This window comes from Mycobacterium sp. GA-0227b (genome assembly GCF_001499855.1).
Classification (GTDB): domain Bacteria; phylum Actinomycetota; class Actinomycetes; order Mycobacteriales; family Mycobacteriaceae; genus Mycobacterium.
In genome coordinates this window covers 88,265-104,058 of sequence record NZ_LQIK01000007.1, presented here as the reverse complement: position 1 = coordinate 104,058, position 15,794 = coordinate 88,265, and the positions used below count along the sequence as shown (strand labels likewise).

At 67.1% G+C, this 15,794-nt stretch carries 15 protein-coding genes; 10 read left to right on the top strand and 5 right to left on the bottom strand.

The window, feature by feature from the left end:
• Positions 1–6 precede the first annotated feature (6 nt).
• The 3 genes from AU185_RS08210 to AU185_RS08200 are packed head-to-tail and all read left to right on the top strand — an operon-like array spanning position 7 to position 3,715.
• Positions 7–1,092 (top strand): adenylate/guanylate cyclase domain-containing protein, encoded by a 1,086-nt coding sequence (locus tag AU185_RS08210; RefSeq protein WP_059098891.1) that lies wholly within the window; start codon positions 7–9, stop codon positions 1,090–1,092.
• A complete protein-coding gene (locus AU185_RS08205; protein WP_059098890.1) occupies positions 1,092–2,177 on the top strand; it encodes an adenylate/guanylate cyclase domain-containing protein in 1,086 nt (361 codons plus the stop codon). The genes AU185_RS08210 and AU185_RS08205 overlap by 1 nt, the downstream gene beginning before the upstream one ends.
• A gap of 17 nt (positions 2,178–2,194) precedes the next feature.
• Positions 2,195–3,715 (top strand): leucyl aminopeptidase, encoded by a 1,521-nt coding sequence (locus tag AU185_RS08200; protein WP_059098889.1) that lies wholly within the window; start codon positions 2,195–2,197, stop codon positions 3,713–3,715.
• Positions 3,716–3,834: 119 nt separating this feature from the next.
• Here the strand turns inward: AU185_RS08200 and AU185_RS08195 are convergent, their stop codons facing one another.
• On the bottom strand, positions 3,835–5,601 hold the full coding sequence (locus tag AU185_RS08195) for an SDR family oxidoreductase (RefSeq protein ID WP_059098888.1): 1,767 nt from the start codon (positions 5,599–5,601) through the stop codon (positions 3,835–3,837).
• 37 nt (positions 5,602–5,638) lie between these two features.
• Positions 5,639–5,995: a hypothetical protein gene (locus tag AU185_RS08190; protein WP_059098887.1), complete on the bottom strand. Its 357-nt coding sequence runs from the start codon at positions 5,993–5,995 to the stop codon at positions 5,639–5,641.
• A 160-nt stretch (positions 5,996–6,155) separates the two neighbouring features.
• On the opposite strand from AU185_RS08190, the gene sucB reads away from it, so the two are divergent.
• From sucB to AU185_RS08165, 5 genes are read left to right on the top strand one after another with little or no spacing between them, the layout of a single operon-like run.
• Positions 6,156–8,042 carry a 2-oxoglutarate dehydrogenase, E2 component, dihydrolipoamide succinyltransferase gene (sucB, locus tag AU185_RS08185; RefSeq protein ID WP_059098886.1) on the top strand — a complete coding sequence of 629 codons (1,887 nt, stop codon included), beginning with the start codon at positions 6,156–6,158 and terminating at the stop codon, positions 8,040–8,042.
• A gap of 28 nt (positions 8,043–8,070) precedes the next feature.
• Complete coding sequence (locus AU185_RS08180) at positions 8,071–8,976, top strand: TIGR01777 family oxidoreductase (RefSeq protein WP_059098885.1); 906 nt, start codon at positions 8,071–8,073, stop codon at positions 8,974–8,976.
• Between the two features lie 10 nt (positions 8,977–8,986).
• Complete coding sequence (gene lipB / locus AU185_RS08175) at positions 8,987–9,688, top strand: lipoyl(octanoyl) transferase LipB (RefSeq protein WP_059098884.1); 702 nt, start codon at positions 8,987–8,989, stop codon at positions 9,686–9,688.
• Complete coding sequence (lipA, locus tag AU185_RS08170) at positions 9,685–10,647, top strand: lipoyl synthase (protein WP_059098883.1); 963 nt, start codon at positions 9,685–9,687, stop codon at positions 10,645–10,647. Before lipB ends, lipA begins: the two co-directional genes overlap by 4 nt.
• A 4-nt stretch (positions 10,648–10,651) precedes the next feature.
• Positions 10,652–11,404 carry a DUF4191 domain-containing protein gene (locus AU185_RS08165; protein ID WP_059098882.1) on the top strand — a complete coding sequence of 251 codons (753 nt, stop codon included), beginning with the start codon at positions 10,652–10,654 and terminating at the stop codon, positions 11,402–11,404.
• Between the two features lie 98 nt (positions 11,405–11,502).
• Here the strand turns inward: AU185_RS08165 and AU185_RS08160 are convergent, their stop codons facing one another.
• On the bottom strand, positions 11,503–11,985 hold the full coding sequence (locus AU185_RS08160) for an RDD family protein (protein WP_059098881.1): 483 nt from the start codon (positions 11,983–11,985) through the stop codon (positions 11,503–11,505).
• 169 nt (positions 11,986–12,154) lie between these two features.
• Here AU185_RS08160 and glnA point away from each other — a divergent pair, with 169 nt between their 5' ends.
• Together glnA and AU185_RS08150 are read left to right on the top strand one after the other, a co-directional pair.
• Positions 12,155–13,591 carry a type I glutamate--ammonia ligase gene (gene glnA, locus AU185_RS08155; RefSeq protein WP_059098880.1) on the top strand — a complete coding sequence of 479 codons (1,437 nt, stop codon included), beginning with the start codon at positions 12,155–12,157 and terminating at the stop codon, positions 13,589–13,591.
• A 148-nt stretch (positions 13,592–13,739) separates the two neighbouring features.
• A complete protein-coding gene (locus AU185_RS08150) occupies positions 13,740–14,297 on the top strand; it encodes a DoxX family protein (protein ID WP_059098879.1) in 558 nt (185 codons plus the stop codon).
• On the opposite strand, the gene AU185_RS08145 is transcribed toward AU185_RS08150, so the two are convergent.
• Together AU185_RS08145 and AU185_RS08140 are read right to left on the bottom strand one after the other, a co-directional pair.
• A complete protein-coding gene (locus tag AU185_RS08145; protein ID WP_059098947.1) occupies positions 14,291–15,151 on the bottom strand; it encodes a TIGR03619 family F420-dependent LLM class oxidoreductase in 861 nt (286 codons plus the stop codon). The genes AU185_RS08150 and AU185_RS08145 overlap by 7 nt on opposite strands.
• On the bottom strand, positions 15,148–15,783 hold the full coding sequence (locus AU185_RS08140; protein ID WP_059098878.1) for a PaaI family thioesterase: 636 nt from the start codon (positions 15,781–15,783) through the stop codon (positions 15,148–15,150). The genes AU185_RS08145 and AU185_RS08140 overlap by 4 nt, the downstream gene beginning before the upstream one ends.
• Between the last annotated feature and the right edge of the window lie 11 nt (positions 15,784–15,794).

The window sequence follows — 15,794 nt, the reverse complement described above, 5'->3', positions numbered from 1 at the left end:
GGGTGCGTGGTCGATTTCGCCGCACTGGAGGCGGCCGGAATTGCGAACGCGCGAGAACGCGCGGGGCTCATCGAGTACCTCGACAGCCTCGGGTTCACCGCGGAGGACATGGTCGAGGCAGAACGCAAGGGCCGTCTGTTCGGCCTGGCCGGTGACGCGCTGCAGGGGCCGGGCCGCCCGGTGCACAGCTTGCGCACGGCCGCCGAGGCGCTCGACGTGCCCCTTGACGAGGTCGCCACGGCGTGGGCCGTGATGGGCCTGAACATCTCAGATCCGGATGCATTGGCGCTGAGCCGGGCAGAAGTCGACGGACTGGCGGCGTGGGTGGCGATGAAGGCGCTCGTCGGCGATGATGCCGCGCTGGCCTTTCTACGCGTCCTCGGCAACACGATGGCCCGTCTCGCCGAAGCCGGCGGGACGATGGTGCGCATGGCCCAACCCGATCTCCTGATGACGCACAGCGGGAACGAACTCACCACGGCGAAGGCCTATCGCGCGGTCACCGAGATCACCCAGCGGATCAGCGTGCTGATCGACGCCGTCTTCCGGGAGCACATCATCAGCGCCCGAACCCATTTCGAGGGCGTGTTGCACGACTCGTCGCCCATCGTCACGTGCGGGGTGGGATTCGCCGACCTCACCGGTTTCACCGCCCTGACCCAGCGGCTCACGCCGGACGAATTGTCCGATTTGTTGATCGGGTTCGGCGGCATCGTGTCCGATCTCGTGCACGCCGACGGAGGGCGCGTGGTGAAGTTCATCGGCGACGAGGTGATGTGGGTGTCCTCGACCCCGGAACTGCTGGCGAAGGTCGCTCTCGATCTCGTCGAGCTGCCGCAGGCGCGTGACGCCGGTCTGCTGGTGCGTGCGGGTCTCGGCTACGGGGACGTGCTGGCCATCGGCGGCGATTACTGGGGCACCCCGGTGAACCTGGCCGCCCGGTTGGTGGCGGCCGCCGCGCCGGGGCAGATCCTGGCGTCCACCGACGTTCGCGACGAGCTGCCCGAATGGCCCGCCATTCCGCAGAACCCATTGATACTCAAAGGCTTCGAGGCTCCGGTGACAGCCTATGACCTGCACCTGAGTCGCTGATGGTCGACCTGGATGCGCTCGAAGCCGCCGGCCTCGCCGACGCACGGCAGCGTGCGGCGTTGATCGAGTACCTCGACAGCCTCGGGTTCTCCGCCGAGGAGATGGTCGACGCCGAGCGGCACGGGCGGCGCCTGTTCCAACTCGCCGGCGACGCGGTGCGCCGCTCAGGTCCCCCGACCTACAGCCTGCGCACCGCCGCCGAGGCGCTCGCGCTGCCGGTCGATGACGTCGCTCACTACTGGGCGATGCTCGGCTTGACTGTCACCGATCCCGATCAGGTCGCATTGAGCCAGGCAGATGTCGACGCCCTCGCCACGTGCGCCGCGATGACGGCGTTGTGGGACATAGACGGCACCGCCGGTCTTTTGCGACTCATCGGTTCGGCAATGGCCCGGGTGGCCGAGGCCGAAGCGACGGCCACTCGAACCAGTCAGCCACAGTTCTGGATCACCACCAGCCACGACGAACTCACCACGGCACGCACTTACCGCGCGCTGGCCGAATTGATTCCCAGGGTGGGAGCGTTGATGGATGCCGTACATCGACAGCATCTCGAACGGCCCAACCTGTTCGAGAACGTCCTGCGCGACCCGTCGGCCAGCCTGGAGTGCGGCATCGGCTTTGTCGACCTCTCGGATTTCACGGCGCTGACGCAGCAAATCAGCCCAGGCGAACTGTCGGCGTTGCTCAGCGGGTTCACCGCCACCGTCAGCGACGTGGTGCATGACGACGAGAGTTGGTTGGTGAAATTCATCGGTGACGCGGTGATGTGGGTGAGTTCGACGCCGGAGCGTTTGCTGCGGACCGCCGCCGATCTCGTGGACCACCCACGGGTGCGAAAAGCCGGACTTCGTCTTCGCGCAGGGCTGAGCTACGGCGAAGTTGTCGCCATCAACGGCGACTACTTCGGCACCCCCGTCAACCTGGCCGCGCGGCTCGTCAGCGCCGCGGCACCCGGTCAGATCCTCGCCGCTGCAGATGTCCGCGACGAGCTGCCCGGCTGGCCTGCGACCCGACTGGATCCTTTGACGCTCAAGGGCTTCGACGCCCCCGTCCCGGCTTACGATCTGCACGGCGGCCACTGAAGCTAGGGTTAGGCCTCGTGAGCCCTGCAACTGTCGGATACCAGGCCCCTATCGTCACCGTCAGCTCGGCGCTGCCGAAACGCAAAGCCGGCTCATCGGTGCTGATCGTGCCGGTGGTCAACGGGGACGACGACTCTGCGCCGAAGGTGCTGCCCAGCCCCTTCCTCGATAGCGGGGCGGTCGCCGAGATCGAGGGCGCGCTCGAGGCACTCGGCGCCAAAGGCGGCAGCGAGCAACTCACCCGCGTCGTCGCGCCATCGCTTCCGGTGGCCAGCGTCTTGGCGGTCGGACTAGGCAAGCAGAGCGACCACTACTCCGCCGATGTCATCCGCCGCGCCGCGGGTGTCGCGGCTCGGTCGCTCAACGGCACCGAGGCGGCGCTGACGACGCTGACGGACGTCGACCTGACCGCCGCGATCGAGGGCCTGATCCTCGGCGCCTACCGGTTCGCCGACTTCCGCAGCGGCAAGACCGCGCCCAAGGACGCCGGCCTGCGCGAGATCACCGCGCTCACCGCGGACACGAAGTCGAGTACCAAGGAAGCCGCGCAGCGGGCGGCCGACATCGCGACCGCGGTGGCCACCGCCCGCGATCTGGTCAACACCCCGCCGAGCCACCTCTTTCCCGCCGAATTCGCCCGGCGCGCAAGCGATTTGGCCGAGGCAGCCGGACTACAGGTGGAAATCCTCGACGAGAAGGCGTTGGAGAAGGCAGGTTACGGCGGCATCATCGGCGTCGGCAAAGGTTCGTCCCGTCCTCCGCGTCTGGTACGGCTGTCCCACAAGGGCGCCAAGCGCAAAGGTAAGCGCGTCGCGCTGGTTGGCAAGGGCATCACGTTCGACACCGGCGGCATCTCGATCAAGCCCGCGGCGAACATGCACCACATGACCTCCGACATGGGTGGCGCGGCCGCTGTCATCGCGACCGTGGTGCTGGCCGCCAAGCAGAAGCTGCCGATCGACGTGATCGCCACGGTGCCGATGGCCGAGAACATGCCGTCGGCCACCGCGCAGCGGCCCGGTGATGTGTTGACCCAGTACGGCGGCACCACGGTGGAAGTGCTCAACACCGACGCCGAGGGCCGGCTGATTCTGGCCGACGCGATCGTGCGGGCCGGCGAGGACCAGCCGGACTACCTGATCGAGACCTCGACGCTGACCGGCGCGCAGACCGTAGCGCTCGGCGCCCGCACCCCCGGAGTGATGGGCAGCGACGAATTCCGCGACCGAGTCGCAGCGATTTCGCAGGCGGTCGGCGAGAACGCCTGGCCGATGCCGCTGCCCGAGGAACTCAAGGACGACCTCAAATCGACGGTCGCCGACCTGGCCAACGTCAGCGGCTCGCGGTACGCCGGCATGCTGGTGGCCGGCACGTACCTGCGCGAGTTCGTTCCCGACGGCGTGCAGTGGGCCCACATCGACATCGCGGGCCCGGCGTACAACACGGGCGGCCCGTGGGGCTACACCGGCAAGGGCGGCACCGGGGTGCCGACGCGGACCATGTTCGCGGTCCTGGAGGACATATCTCAGAGCGGCTGATGGGCTCGAGCCGCGAGCGTCTAGGCCATATGGCCGAGACCGACGAAATGGCGGTTTTCACCCGCACAAACCCGCCAAAACGTCCGTTTCGGCGAACACGGACGCCACGGCGCTAGCGGCTAGACCACCCTGCCGCGCGCGGTACTCCGCATCACCTGCGGGAGCAGGTGCGCTACGCCGTAGACGATGTGTGCCTCCGGGGCGACCGGCCGGATCGGCTTGTTCTTCTTGACCGCCGAGACGATCGCGTTGGCCACCTTGTCGGGGCCGTACCGACGTTTGGCGAACACCTTCTCCAGTTGCGCGCGGCGGGCTTCGACCTTGTCCCGCTTGCCGGCGGGCGCGTCGAACCGGGTGGTGTGCACGATGTTGGTGTCGATCACGCCGGGGCATACCGTGGTGAGCCCCACGTCGGCCTGGTCCAGCTCGGCGCGCAGACAGTCGCCGAACATGAACACCGCGGCCTTGCTGGTGGCGTAGGCATTCATCGACTGCTGCGGTGAGTACGCCGCCATCGACGAGATGTTGACGACGTGCCCGCCCAGCCCTCGGTCGACCAGCCGGCGCCCGAAAGACCTGCAGCAGTTGACAACTCCACCGAAGTTGATGGCAAGGACACGGTCGTACTCCTCGCGCGGGGTGTCGAGGAACATTCCGGCGTGCCCGACGCCCGCGTTGTTCACCACGATGTCGGGTACGCCGTGTTCGGCGCACACAAGGTCGGCGAACCGCTCGACGGCGTCGGCGTCGGACACGTCGACGGTGTAGGCGTGCGCGACTCCTCCGCGGGCGGCGATCTGGGCCGCGGTCTCCTTTGCGGTGCCCTCGTCGAGGTCGCTGACGACGATCTCGGCGCCCTCCCGCGCGAATGCGAGTGCCGTCTCGCGACCGATTCCACTGCCCGCACCGGTCACGGAAACCAGTGTGTCACTGAAGTATTCGCGTGGCGGGCCGACCTGTGCGCGCAACAGTTCACGCGCCGGCGGGTTACCGTCGAGGAAATCGACAAGCTGCTCGACCGACCGTGCGATCGCATGCGGGTGCGACATCGGCGACCAGTGCCCGGCGGCAAGATCGCGGCGCCACAGCTGCGCTACCCAGTTCTTGGTGTCGTCATAGACGTACGGCCGCACGAACGGATCCCTGAGATTGACGATGAGTTGCACCGGGACATCGACGTAGTGGTTCGTGCGCCCGGTCTTCATCGACGCCAGATAGTTGGCGCCATAGACCTTGACGCTCTTGGCGGCGTCGTCCTTGTAGGTCGTGGAATGGTGCAGTTGGTCGGGAGGGATCCCATCGCGCAGTAGCAGGATCTGTCGCACCAGGTTTGCGACGAAGCCGCGCACGGCCAACGGTGCGATGCCCGGGATCGAGAAGAAGCCCATATAGGAGAAGGACAGGAACTGGCTCAGCGCGCGAACGAACCGCCGCGGGCGCCACGGACGCCTCAAGCTGCCGATGACGAAACGGTTGAGGTGGTCGATGCTGGGACCCGCAACCGAGGTGAGCGACGCGACGCGGTCGCTGGCACCCGGCCGGGCCAGGTACTCCCACACAGCCGCCGAGCCCCAGTCGTGCGCGAGCACGTGCACCGGTTCACCGGAGCTGACGGCAGCGGTGACGGCTTCGAAGTCATCGGCGTACCGGGCCATACGATGAGCCGAAACGCGCTTGGGCGCAGTCGATTCGCCGACTCCCCGGTTGTCGTAGCGCACGATGCGGAACCGGTCGGCCAGCAGCGGCACAACGCCGTCCCACAGCACGTGCGAATCCGGCCAGCCGTGCACGAGGACCAGCGTGGGGCCATCGGGATTGCCTTCTTCGTGAACGGCGATCCGCACGTCATCTGAGCTGTCGACGAACCGCTGCGCGTTCTGCCCCATCACACCTCCAGTGGTTGGCGGAACCGCCGGTACCGTATCAGCGCTCGTCGAGTTCCCGACGCTCCGCGCGACGGCGTTCGATGCGGCGACGTTCGTCGTAGTCGCGCATCCGCTGCGGATAGCCGACCTTCTGCACGTCGTAGACGGGGATATTGAGCCGTTCGGACAGCCGACGGGCACCGGCGTCTCCCCCGGCACGGCGCCGGGTCCACTCGCCGTCGGCGGCCACCAGGACCACCGTGACGTCGGTGACCGTGGTCTTCGGTTCGACGAAGGCTTCCACACCGGTGTGTTCGGCGACCCACTGGCGCAGGTAGTTCAGATCCGCGGCGGGGTCGGCACCCGGCCCCTTGCCTGCGCGCTTACCGCGGCGAAATCTGTCGAGAACTCCCACTCCCGTCCGTGCTCCCTTCGGCCGCCTGTCTCGATAGTGCCAGAGCCACGGGTCAGCCGGTCTGCGGCGAACTGTGCAACCGGACGTGAAAGGATGGGTTGCGAAGACATCGATCCAGCACGACTGACCGACCGTTCAAGGGAGCGAGGGAGTCAATCACATGGCCATCTCCGTCCAGATGCCTGCACTCGGCGAGAGCGTCACCGAGGGGACTGTCACCCGTTGGCTCAAGCAAGAGGGCGATACGGTCGAACAAGATGAGCCGCTGCTGGAAGTCTCCACCGACAAGGTCGACACCGAGATTCCCTCACCCGCTTCCGGGGTGCTGAAGAAGATCATCGCCCAGGAAGACGACACCGTTGAGGTGGGCGGTGAATTGGCGGTCATCGGCGACGCCGGCGAGGACGGCGGCTCCGACAGCTCCGACGACTCAAAAGACTCGGAAGACAAGGACGCCTCGGAAGACAAGGACGCCTCCAGCGGAGACGAGCAAGCCGCCGAAGAGGAGAAGCCCGCGGAGAAGCCGGCGTCAGAGCCCGAGCCCGCCGCCGAGGAAGAGGACGCGTCGCAGCCCGATTCCAAGCCTGAATCCAAGCCGGCTGCGAAGTCGTCGGGGGACGCGACCCCGGTACTGATGCCGGAGCTCGGCGAGTCCGTCACCGAGGGCACGGTGACACGCTGGTTGAAGAAGGTCGGCGACTCCGTCGAGGTCGACGAACCGCTGCTCGAGGTGTCCACGGACAAGGTGGACACCGAGATTCCCTCACCTGTGGCGGGCACGCTGCTGTCCATCACCGCCGAGGAGGACGACACCGTCGAGGTGGGCGGGGAGCTGGCCAAGATCGGCGATGCCGACGCGGCGCAGGACTCGAAGCCCGAGCCCAAGCCTGAACCAGAACCGGAGCCAGAACCGGAGCCCAAGCAGGAAGAGAAACCCAAGCAGGAAGAGAAGCCCGAGCCCGAACAGGAACCCAAGCCCGAGCCCGAGCAAGAGGCCAAACCCGAACCCAAGCCCGAGCCGAAACCGGAATCGAAACCGCAGCCCGAGCCGGAATCGAAGCCCGAGCCGCAACCCACGAGTGAGTCCGGCCCTTACGTCACCCCGCTGGTGCGAAAGCTGGCTGCGGAGAACAACGTTGACCTCGCCAACGTGAAAGGCACCGGCGTCGGCGGACGGATCCGCAAGCAGGACGTGCTCGCGGCGGCGGAGGCCACCAAGGCGCCGACGACCCCGACCGAACAGCCGGCCGAAGCACCGGGCAAGGCGCCCGCCGCGGCGTCGGCCTCCGCGGACGGCGACACCTCGTCGGCTCGGTTGGCGCACCTGCGCGGCACCACGCAGAAGGCCAACCGGATCCGCCAGCTGACCGCGAAGAAGACCCGCGAATCTTTGCAGGCGACAGCGCAATTGACCCAGACCCACGAGGTCGACATGACCAGGGTGGTGTCGCTGCGAGCACGGGCGAAGGCCAGTTTCGCCGAGCGCGAGGGCGTGAACCTGACATTTCTGCCGTTCATCGCGGTCGCGGTGGTGGACGCGCTGAAGGCGCATCCGAACGTCAACGCCAGTTACAACGAGGAAACCAAGGAGATCACCTACTACGACGCCGAGCACCTCGGCTTCGCGGTCGACACGGAGCAGGGTCTGCTCTCGCCGGTGATCAAGAACGCCGGTGATCTGTCGCTGGCCGGCCTGGCCCGCGCGATCGCCGACATCGCGGCGCGCGCACGCTCGGGTGACCTCAAACCCGACGAGTTGTCCGGCGGAACGTTCACGATCACCAACATCGGCAGTCAGGGCGCGCTTTTCGACACGCCGATCCTGGTGCCGCCGCAAGCGGCGATGCTGGGTACGGGCGCCATCGTCAAGCGGCCCCGGGTGATCGCCGACGAGTTCGGCAACGAGTCGATCGGTGTCCGCTCGGTGTGCTACCTGCCGCTGACCTACGACCACCGGCTGATCGACGGCGCAGATGCCGGCCGCTTCCTGACCACCATCAAGCGCCGGCTCGAGGAAGGCGCGTTCGAGGCCGACTTAGGCCTGTAGAGGCCTACAGGGAAGGCTTGCGCCTGTCGTGTCCGAAGCCGTCATCGCGATCGCGGGATCGTCCGGTCTGATCGGCACGGCGCTGGTGTATGCACTGCGTGCCACCGACCGCCGTGTGCTGCGCATCGTCCGGCGCGCACCGTCGAACGCCGACGAGGTGTTCTGGAACCCGGACACCGGCGAATTCGACCCTCAGACGTTGGCCGGGGTGGACGCGGTGGTCAATCTGTGTGGCGTCAACGTCGGCGAGAAGCGGTGGTCGGGCGCGTTCAAGCAGAGCCTGCGCGACAGCCGCATCGGACCCACGGAGGTGCTCGCCAACGCGGTCGCCGAGGCCGGCGTACCCGTGCTCGTCAACGCCAGCGCGGTCGGCTTCTACGGCGACACCGGCCCGCAGATCACCGACGAGAACGCGCCCGCCGGCGAGGGGTTCCTCCCCCACCTGTGCATCGATTGGGAGGCCGCCACCTGGGCGGCGCGACAGGACGGCGCGCGGGTCGTGCTGGCGCGCTCCGGCCTGGTGTTGGCCCCGGCGGGCGGGATGCTCGGCCGGCTCAAACCATTGTTCTCTCTGGGGCTGGGCGCCCGGCTGGGCAACGGCCGCCAGTACATGCCATGGATCAGCCTGGAGGACGAGGTCCGCGCGCTGCTGTTCGCGATATCGCACGACGAGCTGTCCGGGCCGGTCAACCTCACCGGTCCCGCGCCCGTCACCAACGCCGAGTTCACCGCGGCGTTGGGCCGCGCGGTCAATCGACCGACACCGCTGATGGTTCCGGGATTCGCGCTGCGCGCCGTTCTCGGTGAGTTCGCCGACGAGGGGCTGCTGGGCGGTCAGCGCGCCATCCCCGCGGCGCTCGAGCGGGCCGGATTCGTCTTCCACCACAACACCATTGGCGAGGCGTTGGCGTTCGCCACCGCGCCGCGAGAGTAGCGTCGGTGTAGTGACGGGTTCGATTCGGTCGGTGTCGACGCAGATCGACGTGCGTCGGCTGGGCTTGGTCGACTACGAGGATGCCTGGCAGTTGCAGCGTCAGATCGCCGACGAGCGGGTGGCGGGCGGACCGGACACCCTGCTGCTACTCGAGCATCCGCCGGTGTACACCGCAGGCCGGCGCACGCTGCCCAGCGAAAGGCCGAGTGCGGCCGCCACTCCGGTCATCGACACCGACCGCGGCGGCAAGATCACCTGGCACGGGCCCGGGCAACTGGTGGGCTATCCGATCGTCGGGCTGGCCGAACCGCTCGACGTGGTCAACTTCGTTCGGCGTCTTGAGGAATCGCTGATCAAGGTCTGCGCCGATCTCGGCGTGCAGACCGGTCGGGTCGAGGGCCGTTCCGGGGTGTGGGTGCCGCCCGCGGCGAGCCGCGAATCCAGTACCGACGCCAAGGGCCCCGCGCGCAAGATCGCTGCAGTCGGCATCCGGGTGTCGCGGGCGACGACCATGCACGGATTCGCGTTGAACTGCGATTGCGACCTGTCCGCATTCTCGGCGATCGTGCCCTGCGGCATCACCGACGCCGGGGTCACTTCACTGACGGCTGAACTGGGGCGGCGGGTCGGCGTCGCGGACGTCATCGGACCGGTGGCAGACGCGGTGGCAGACGTCCTGGACGGGCGGCTGAGGGTAGCGTTGACGCCGTGACCGTGACTCCTGAAGGCCGCAAACTGCTGCGTCTCGAGGTGCGCAACGCCGAGACGCCGATCGAGCGCAAGCCGCCGTGGATCAAGACACGCGCGAAGATGGGCCCGGAGTACCAGGAACTCAAGGCGCTGGTCAAACGCGAAGGGCTGCACACGGTCTGCGAGGAGGCCGGCTGCCCCAACATCTTCGAATGCTGGGAGGACCGCGAGGCCACCTTCCTCATCGGCGGCGAACAGTGCACCCGTCGCTGCGACTTCTGCCAGATCGACACCGGTAAACCGGCCGACCTCGACCGTGACGAACCGCGCCGGGTGGCCGAGAGCGTGCAGGCGATGGGGCTGCGCTACTCGACCGTGACGGGCGTGGCCCGCGACGACCTACCCGACGGCGGTGCCTGGCTCTACGCCGAGACGGTGCGTGCGATCAAAGAACTCAATCCGAACACTGGCGTGGAACTGCTGATCCCCGACTTCAACGGCGACCCCGGCCAATTGCGCGAGGTCTTCGAGGCGAATCCAGAAGTGTTGGCGCACAACGTCGAAACCGTTCCGCGGATCTTTAAGCGGATCCGGCCCGCATTCCGCTACGAGCGCAGCCTTCGAGTGCTGACCGCGGCGCGCGACTTCGGGTTGGTCACCAAGTCGAACCTCATCCTCGGCATGGGTGAGACGCCCGAGGAGGTGCGCACCGCGCTGACCGATCTGCGCGACGCGGGCTGCGACATCGTCACGATCACCCAGTACCTGCGGCCCTCGGCGCGTCATCACCCGGTGGAGCGCTGGGTGCACCCCGAGGAGTTCGTCGAGCACGAGCAGTTCGCCCAGGGGCTGGGGTTCGCCGGCGTGCTGGCCGGACCACTGGTGCGGTCGTCGTACCGGGCGGGCCGGCTGTATGCCCAGGCGAAGGCGACGGCGCGCACGGGAGCCGCGGCGGCGGCGTCATCGCACTCCGTATCCTGAAGCAATGGCGAAAACCCGCAATCCCGAGGCCCTCAAGGCCGCGAAGGCCGAGGCCAAGGCGGCCCGCAAAGCGGCGTCCAAACAACGCCGCAGCCAACTGTGGCAGGCGTTCCAGATCCAGCGCAAAGAGGACAAGCGGCTGCTGCCGTACATGATCGGCGCATTCGTGCTGATCGTCGCCGGCTCCGTGGCGCTCGGGATCTTCGCGGGCGGCTTCACGACTTACGTGATGATCCTGCTGGGCATCATCCTCGGAGCCCTGGTGGCCTTCATCATCTTCGGCAGACGCGCTCAGAAGTCCGTCTACCGCAAGGCCGAGGGTCAGACCGGCGCAGCGGCGTGGGCGCTGGACAACCTGCGCGGCAAGTGGCGGGTGACGCCCGGCGTCGCGGCCACCGGCCACTTCGACGCGGTGCACCGTGTGATCGGCAGGCCCGGGGTCATCTTCGTCGGCGAGGGTTCGCCGACACGGGTGAAGCCGTTGCTGGCCCAGGAGAAGAAGCGCACCGCCCGACTGGTCGGCGACACTCCGATCTACGACGTCATCATCGGCAACGGCGAAGGCGAAGTGCCGCTGGCCAAGCTGGAGCGTCACCTCAACAAGCTGCCTGCCAACATCACGGTCAAACAACTCGACGCGCTGGAGTCGAGGCTGGCCGCGCTTGGCACCAAGGTGGGCCCGGCCGCGATGCCGAAGGGCCCACTGCCGACGCAGGCCAAGATGCGCGGTGTGCAGCGCACCGTCCGCCGCCGCTGAGGCCCGAGTTCCGAGTTCGGAGTTCCGCCGAGACAGACGAAATGGTCGTGATCCGACCGGATTTTCAACCAAAACGTCGGTTTCGGCGCCGGCAGAAGTTACCGACGAACCACCGCGGTGTTGGTGAACCGGTCCTGATATCCGCGGAAGTCTTTGTCGGTGAACAGGGCGGGGATGACGAAGAACACCAGCAGACCGCGGACCGCGGCGCGCCCGATCCCGACGTGCATCCGGTGGTCGATCGAGGCGACCCGCAGGCCCAGCGCCCACTGACCGGGCGTGAAGCCGAACAACCGCACCGAGACGATGCCCAGCACCAGCCACACCACCGCGATCGACGTCGAGCCCAGCGGGCTGTACAGGAAGGCGTCGCGGCTGATGACGCCGACGTTCACCGCAAGCCCCACCAGTCCGTAGGCAATGAACCAATCGATCATCAGCGCAGCGATCCGCCTGCCGAACCGGGCGATCGAACCGGGGCCGGTCTCCGGCATACCGAGGCGCTGACCGGGATAGTCGTCGGGTCCGGCGTCGCTGGTCGGATCCGGACCCGACAGCCAGGACCCCAGTGATCGGGCCATACTGTCAGGATAGGGCGGGACATCAGGTGGTCCACGCGAGGCCATCGGCCGCCGGCGACGAGGCACTGAGGTGAGATTGCGTAACTTCGGCGCAACATTCGGTTGACGACCGTGCAACATCGTGTCCCTAGCGTCAACCCGCGGGTTACCAGATAAAGGAGAGAACTCAGTGGCAGAAAAGACGGCCGACGACATTCTCAAGCTGATCAAGGACGAGGATGTCGAATACGTCGACATCCGGTTCTGTGATCTGCCCGGCGTCGTTCAGCATTTCTCGGTCCCGGCTTCGGCCTTCACCCAGGACGTCTTCGAGGACGGCTTGGCCTTCGACGGCTCATCGGTTCGCGGTTTCCAGTCGATCCACGAGTCCGACATGATGCTGCTGCCGGACCCCGACACCGCACGTATCGACCCGTTCCGCGCCGCCAAGACGCTGAACCTCAACTTCTTCGTGCACGATCCATTCACCCGCGAGGCTTACTCGCGCGACCCGCGCAACGTCGCCCGCAAGGCGGAGAACTACCTGGCCAGCACCGGCATCGCCGACACGGCGTACTTCGGCGCCGAGGCCGAGTTCTACATCTTCGACTCGGTGACCTTCGACTCCCGGATCAATGGCACCTTTTACGAGGTGGACTCCGAGGCCGGCTGGTGGAACACCGGCGAACCGGTCGAGGCCGACGGCAGCGCCAACCGCGGTTACAAGGTCCGGCCCAAGGGCGGCTATTTCCCCGTCGCGCCGTACGACCACTACGTGGATCTGCGCGACGAGATGTGCACCAACCTGCAGAACGCAGGCTTCACGCTCGAGCGCGGCCACCACGAGGTCGGCACCGCCGGCCAGGCCGAGATCAACTACAAGTTCAACACGATGCTGCACGCGGCCGATGACCTGCTGCTGTTCAAGTACATCATCAAGAACACGGCATGGCAGGCCGGCAAGACCGTAACGTTCATGCCCAAGCCGCTGTTCGGCGACAACGGGTCCGGCATGCATGCCCACCAGTCGCTGTGGAAGGACGGCCAGCCGCTGTTCCACGACGAGTCCGGCTACGCGGGCCTGTCGGACATCGCGCGCCACTACATCGGCGGCATCCTGCACCACGCGCCGTCGCTGCTGGCGTTCACCAACCCCACGGTGAACTCCTACAAGCGCCTGGTGCCGGGTTACGAGGCGCCGATCAACCTGGTGTACAGCCAGCGCAACCGCTCGGCGTGTGTGCGTATCCCGATCACGGGCAACAACCCGAAGGCCAAGCGCCTGGAGTTCCGCTGCCCCGACAGCTCGGGTAACCCGTACCTGGCGTTCGCGGCGATGCTGATGGCCGGCATCGACGGCATCAAGCGCAAGATCGAGCCGCAGACGCCGGTCGACAAGGACCTCTACGAGCTGCCGCCCGACGAGGCCGCCAACATTCCCCAGGCGCCCACCTCCCTGTCGGCGGTCATCGACAAGCTCGAAGAGGACCACGACTACCTCACCGAGGGTGGGGTGTTCACCGAGGATCTGATCGAGACCTGGATCTCCTACAAGCGCGAGAACGAGATCCTGCCCGTTCAGATCCGTCCGCACCCGTACGAGGTGGCGCTGTACTTCGACGTGTAAGCCGTCATCGTGGAAGGGGCCGGATGGTGCACGCCATCCGGCCCCTCCGCTTTCGTGCGGCCGACGGCGTGCGAACAATCAGCGACGGTCCGGTAACGGTGCTGTTCAAGCGCTCAACAGAACGGGTCGGCGCGCGTAAGGTCGGTCCATGACGACCCAACTGGACGCTCGCCTCTCGAGGTATTCGTCACCGTTGCTGAGTGTTTTCCGCATCGTCTTCGGCCTTCTGTTTGCCATCCACGGTTCGCAGAAGTTGTTCGGCTGGCCGGTCCCAGCGCCAGCTCCGATCGAAGTCGGCGACTGGCCGATGTGGTGGGCGGGATTGATCGAATTGGTCTGCGGCCTGCTCATCGCCGTCGGGCTGTTCACCCGCATCGCGGCGATCATCGCTGCCGGCGAGATGGCCGTGGCGTATTTCTGGCAGCACTGGCCGCCGCTGGAGGGCCCGCGCGGCAGCTTCTGGCCCATCGCGAACAACGGCGAACCGGCGGTGCTGTACTGCTTCGGTTTCCTGGCCCTGGCAGCGCTCGGCGCCGGCGCCTGGTCGGTCGATGCGCGACGCCGAGGCGCGGCCGGCGGGTACGCGGGTGCGCCACCCCGGCGAGTCGGCGCGGTCACTGCGAGGGAGGAGCAGTACGTCGCCACGGACGCGCCTCCGCGCCGGCGCGGCGGGCTGCTCAGCCGTTTCCGCAGACCGCGCTACTGATCCAGGCCGAGGTCCTTACGGAAACGCTTCATCCCGTCGATCTTCGCCGGAAGCGTCGCCTGCGGCCCGGCGTAGAACATCCACGGCATCGTCACAATGCCCGCGATACCGCCCGCCTCGGCGCGCTCGTAATGCTCTGGGGTGAACGCGTCGGTCAGCGGCGTGATGACGGTGAAATCGTCCATCGTCAAACCATTTTCGGCGCGTAGCTCACGCAGCTTCGCGACGCGTTCGAGCGCCCGGTCGGTGGTGATGAGATCGCCGATCCAGCCGTCGTGGCGCGCCGCGCGGCGCAGCGCGATGTCCGAGAGCCCGCCCACATACACCGGGATCGGCGGCGGCGTCGGCTCCATCTCCAGCCGCGGCGTCTGATAGAACTCGCCGTCGAATTCCGTCCACCCGGGCTTCCACAGCTCCTTCATCAGCGTGAGCATCTCGTCGGTGCGTTTACCGCGCCGCGCGAACTGCTGGCCCATCAGGGCGAACTCTTCCTCGCACCAGCCCACACCGATGCCGAGTTCGAGCCGTCCTCCCGCCAGAACAGCCGCGGTGCCAATCGATTTCGCGGCCGAGTACGGGTCCCGCATCGCGGGCAGATACACGGTGGTGACGAACCGCAACCGCGAGGTCACCACGGCCAACGCCCCGATCAACACCCACGGGTCGGGCCAGTCGGTGAAGGCCTCCCACCGCCGCCGACCATCCTTGGTGTATGGATACGGGGTCTGCAGCGTCTCCAGGTTCACGACATGGTCGGGGATACCGAGGCCGTCGTAGCCGAGATCATCTGCTGCCCTGGCGATCTCGACGATCTCGCTGGTGTCCAGGAACGCCACGCTGACGTAGAACTTCACCCGGCGTCCCGCGCCCACGCCGGCCGGATGAAGACACCCTCGGCCTCGACCGTGGTGCCGTCGGCGTCCATCAGGTATCCGCGGGCGAATGTCTTGACGCCCTCGGACCGCTCCACGAACGCCTCCGCGCGCAGTCGGCCCAGCGGGGTTCCGCGCAGATACCGAAGCGAGATCGTGCCGGTGAACTTCGGCTGGGTGAGGCCTTCGCTCGCAGCCTCACCCAGCAGGTGGTCGAGCACCAGCGCGCAGATACCGCCGTGCACCCAGCCCGGGGGGCCTTCGTACGCGCCGCTCAGCGTGAACTCACTCCAGCAACGCCCGTCCTCCTCATGGTGGATGACCATCGGGGGCGCGATCGCATTGCGAAGTCCCACAGCCGGGTTCGCCCACGCCAGCGGGCGCCCGGTGAGCTCGTGACGCAGCGTGCTGGACACCGGGCGCTGCTTGCTCTCGAGGAGGTCCGTGACCGCTTCGATCTTCGCCTGCGCGTCGGCGACCGCGGCTTCGTCGATCTCGGTGTGCAGGCTCGCATAGATCAGTTTGCGCACCGCATCCGTCAGCGGGCCGTACAAAGCCCGCTGACGCTGATACTCCTCCTCGGTGATGACGTCGAACCCGAAATCCATGCTCATGTGTTCATCCA

Coding starts and splice junctions, on each gene's coding strand:
- AU185_RS08205 (WP_059098890.1), top strand. CDS start 1,092: ATGGTCGACCTGGATGCGCTCGAAGCCGCCGGCCTCGCCGACGCACGG.
- AU185_RS08195 (WP_059098888.1), bottom strand. CDS start 5,601: ATGGGGCAGAACGCGCAGCGGTTCGTCGACAGCTCAGATGACGTGCGG.
- sucB (WP_059098886.1), top strand. CDS start 6,156: ATGGCCATCTCCGTCCAGATGCCTGCACTCGGCGAGAGCGTCACCGAG.
- AU185_RS08165 (WP_059098882.1), top strand. CDS start 10,652: ATGGCGAAAACCCGCAATCCCGAGGCCCTCAAGGCCGCGAAGGCCGAG.
- AU185_RS08160 (WP_059098881.1), bottom strand. CDS start 11,985: ATGGCCCGATCACTGGGGTCCTGGCTGTCGGGTCCGGATCCGACCAGC.
- AU185_RS08150 (WP_059098879.1), top strand. CDS start 13,740: ATGACGACCCAACTGGACGCTCGCCTCTCGAGGTATTCGTCACCGTTG.
- AU185_RS08140 (WP_059098878.1), bottom strand. CDS start 15,783: ATGAGCATGGATTTCGGGTTCGACGTCATCACCGAGGAGGAGTATCAG.